3 protein-coding genes are annotated in these 3401 nt (G+C 68.5%); all 3 read left to right on the forward strand.

From position 1 onward, the window contains the following. The first annotated feature begins 124 nt into the window (after window positions 1–124). Complete coding sequence (locus tag ACLQ6X_RS11275) at window positions 125–1711, forward strand: long-chain-fatty-acid--CoA ligase (RefSeq protein WP_411700258.1); 1587 nt, start codon at window positions 125–127, stop codon at window positions 1709–1711. 73 nt (window positions 1712–1784) lie between these two features. Then, complete coding sequence (locus tag ACLQ6X_RS11280; protein WP_411700259.1) at window positions 1785–2825, forward strand: PLP-dependent cysteine synthase family protein; 1041 nt, start codon at window positions 1785–1787, stop codon at window positions 2823–2825. Then, window positions 2825–3401: LLM class flavin-dependent oxidoreductase (locus ACLQ6X_RS11285; protein WP_411700260.1), on the forward strand; the 577-nt coding region annotated here is incomplete at its 3' end. The genes ACLQ6X_RS11280 and ACLQ6X_RS11285, both read left to right, overlap by 1 nt.

The raw sequence follows: 3401 nt of genomic DNA on the forward strand, positions 1-3401 counted from the left end.
GCCCGCTCGCCCGAATGTGACGGTTGCCTACGCTAAATGACGCAATGCTCAGGGAGTTGCCCCGGCGCTGACGGCGGCGTAGCGTGCGAAGAAACACCCGGTCAACGACGACAGGAGATTCACGATGGACTCGACCTTTCAGACGCTATCCGTGGCCGCGATCCTCAAGGAATCCGCCGAGCGCACGCCCGACCGCATCGCGATCGCGGTCGGCGACGACGAGATCAGCTACGCCCGGCTCTGGGATGAGACCCGCAGCTACGCCGGCGCGCTGCGCGCCAGGGGGGTCAAGCCCGGCGACGCGGTGGGTGTGCTGATCCCGAACGTCGCCGACTTCCCCCGCGTGTACTACGCGGTGCTGAGCCTCGGCGCCGTGGTGGTGCCCGTGCACGCGCTGCTCAAGGCCGACGAGATCGAGTACGTTCTGCGCGACTCGGGCGCGAGCATCCTGATCTGCGCCGCACCGCTGCTCGCGGAGGGCGAATGGGGCGGCGCGCTCGCCGGCGTTCCGGTGTTCTCGGTGCTCGCCCCCGGCGCCATCGCGGGAGTGCCGCAGCTCGAGGAGCTCGCCGCCGAGGCCGAACCGATCGAGAGCTACATGCCGCGGTCGCCCTCGGATCCCGCGACGATCCTCTACACGAGCGGCACGACCGGTAAACCGAAAGGGGCGCTCGGCACCCACCTCGCGCTCGTCGAGCAGACCAACACCCTGCTGCTGAACACCTTCGACCTGACCGCGGAAGACACCGTGCTCGGCTGCCTGCCGCTCTTCCACACCTTCGGGCAGACCTGCGCGCTCAACACGTCCATGCGCGCCGGCGCCAAGGTCGTGTTGCTTCCCAAGTTCAGCGGCGACGCTGCCCTGCGCGCCCTCATCGACAGCGAGTGCACGATCATGATGGGCGTGCCGACGATGTACATCGCGCTGCTCGAGGCCGCCAAGAACACCGACGAGCGCCCGAACCTGCGGTACGCGGTCTCGGGCGGCGCCTCCCTGCCGCTCGCGGTGATCGAGCGCTTCCGGGAGGTCTTCGGCGTCGAGATCTACGAGGGCTACGGTCTGACCGAGACGTCGCCGGTCGCCAGCTTCAACCACGTCGGCCGCGAACCACGGGCAGGAAGCGTGGGCCAGGCCATCTGGGGCGTCGACGTGGAGATCGCCCAGAGCGACCTCGACGACCGCGTCGAGCTGCTGCCCCGCGGGGAGCTGGGCGAGATCGTCATCCGCGGCCACAACCTGATGTCGGGCTACCTGAACCTGCCCGCGGAATCGGCCCGCGCGGTCGTCGACGGCTGGTTGCGCACCGGCGACCTCGGCACAAAAGACGCCGACGGCTACCTGTGGATCGTCGACCGGAAGAAAGACATGGTCGTGCGCAACGGCTACAACGTCTACCCGCGCGAGGTCGAAGAGGTGTTGAGCGGGCACCCCGACGTGTCGAGTGTGGCCGTGTTCGGCGTCGCCGACGAGGCCCACGGCCAAGAGGTGATGGCCTGCGTCGTGCTCACCGCCGACAGCGAGCTCGAAGCGGATGCGCTGGTCGAGTGGGCGAAGGAGAAGCTCGCCGCCTACAAGTACCCGCGTCGCATCGAGATCGTGGAGTCCTTGCCCCTCGGCGCGAGCGGCAAGGTGCTGAAAAGAGAGCTCGTGGCGCAGTACGAGGGCGAGACGGCGGAGGAGGAACGCGAGTCGAGCGACGCGCGGATGTGACGGCGGATGTCGCCCGCCGTCACAGTGGGCAATACGAGTTTGCGGGGATCGCCTCGGGTTCTAGTGTCGTCGGATGACCATAATCGGAGAGCCCACAGGGGTGCGCCCGGCCTACCCGGCCGGCATCCTCTCCTCCGTGACCGACCTGATCGGCAACACCCCGATCGTCGAGTTGCACAACCTCACGACCGGTCTGAACTGTCGCGTGCTGGTGAAGCTCGAGAGCCGCAATCCCGGCGGGTCGTCGAAAGACCGCATCGCGCTCAACCTCATCCGCACGGCCGAGGCCGACGGCTCCCTGCTTCCCGGCGCGACGATCGTCGAGTCGAGCTCGGGCAACACCGGGATAGGCCTCGCCCTCGTGGGGCGGCTGACGGGTCATCCGGTCATCATCATCCACAGCGCGTTCATCTCCGATGAGAAGCGCGCACTGCTCACCGCCTACGGTGCCGAGCTCGTCGAGGCCGACTGGGAGGCCGGCCCCGAGAACCCGCAGAACGCACGCGCCATCGCCGACCGCATCGCGGCGGAGATCCCCAACGCGTGGCGTTCGTCGCAGTACGTGAATGAGGCGAACCCCGAGGCGCACTTCCGCACGACCGGGCCCGAGATCTGGGACCAGACCGGCGGTACGGTCACCCACTTCGTCGCAGGCATCGGCACGGGCGGCACGGTCACCGGCACCGGCCGGTTCCTCAAGCTGGTGAGCGAGGGCGCGGTGCGGGTGGTCGGCGCGAATCCGGTCGGCTCGACCTACGGCGGCGCGGAGGCGAGCACGATCATCGTCGACGGCGTCGGCACGCGCTGGCCCGAGTCGAACTGGCCGTCGATCTTCGACAAGAACGTCACCGACGAGATCGTCACGATCGCCGACGCGGTCGTCTACGACACCGTGCGCCGGCTGGCTGTGGAGGAGTCGCTGCTGCTCGGCCCGTCGTCGGGACTCGCCGTCGCGGCGGCGCTGCAGGTCGCGGCGACCGCCCACGAGGGCTCGGTGATCGTTGTGATCGCGCCGGACGGCGGCGGCAACTACCTCAGCAAGGCGTACAACAACAACTGGTTGGAGACCGCCGACGTCAACGCCGACGGTTTCGCCGACGGATCGGGCGACTGATGGCACTGCAGCATTTCGGATGGTTCTTGGGCGCGGGTTTCGGCGTGCAGGGTTGGGGCGACCCCACCTACGGCATCGGATACGACTGGAAACAGCCGCCCGTGTACCAGGACGCCGCCCGCGTGTTCGAGGCGGCCGGTCTCGACCTGTTCATCATCGAAGACGGCGTGACCGTGCCCGACACCTACGGTGGCACCGCCGAGGTGAACCTGCGCGACGCCCGGTTCGTGCCCAAGCACGACCCGCTGCCGCTGGTGCCCTACCTGCTCTCAGCCACCGAGCGGCTGGGCATCGTGCCGACCCTCAGCGCCAGCTTCTACGAGCCGTTCACCGCGGCCCGGCTGCTCGCGACGCTGCAGCACTTCGCGGGCGGACGTCTCGGCTTCAACGTCGTCACGAGCGGCAGCGACATCGCCGCGCAGAACTACGGGCTCGACAAGCAGATCGAGCACGACCTGCGCTACGACCGCGCGCAGGAGTGGGTCGACGTCGTGCGCAAGCTCTGGCGCTCGTGGGAGCCCGACGCGATTCTCGAAGACGCCGCGAACGGCGTGTTCGCCGACTTCGAGAAGGTGC

This window comes from Conyzicola sp. (assembly GCF_046714715.1).
GTDB lineage: Bacteria > Actinomycetota > Actinomycetes > Actinomycetales > Microbacteriaceae > Conyzicola.

Bases quoted from the DNA above. Each gene is read 5' to 3' on its own strand.
- ACLQ6X_RS11275 (WP_411700258.1), top strand. From the start codon at position 125: ATGGACTCGACCTTTCAGACGCTATCCGTGGCCGCGATCCTCAAGGAA.
- ACLQ6X_RS11280 (WP_411700259.1), top strand. From the start codon at position 1,785: ATGACCATAATCGGAGAGCCCACAGGGGTGCGCCCGGCCTACCCGGCC.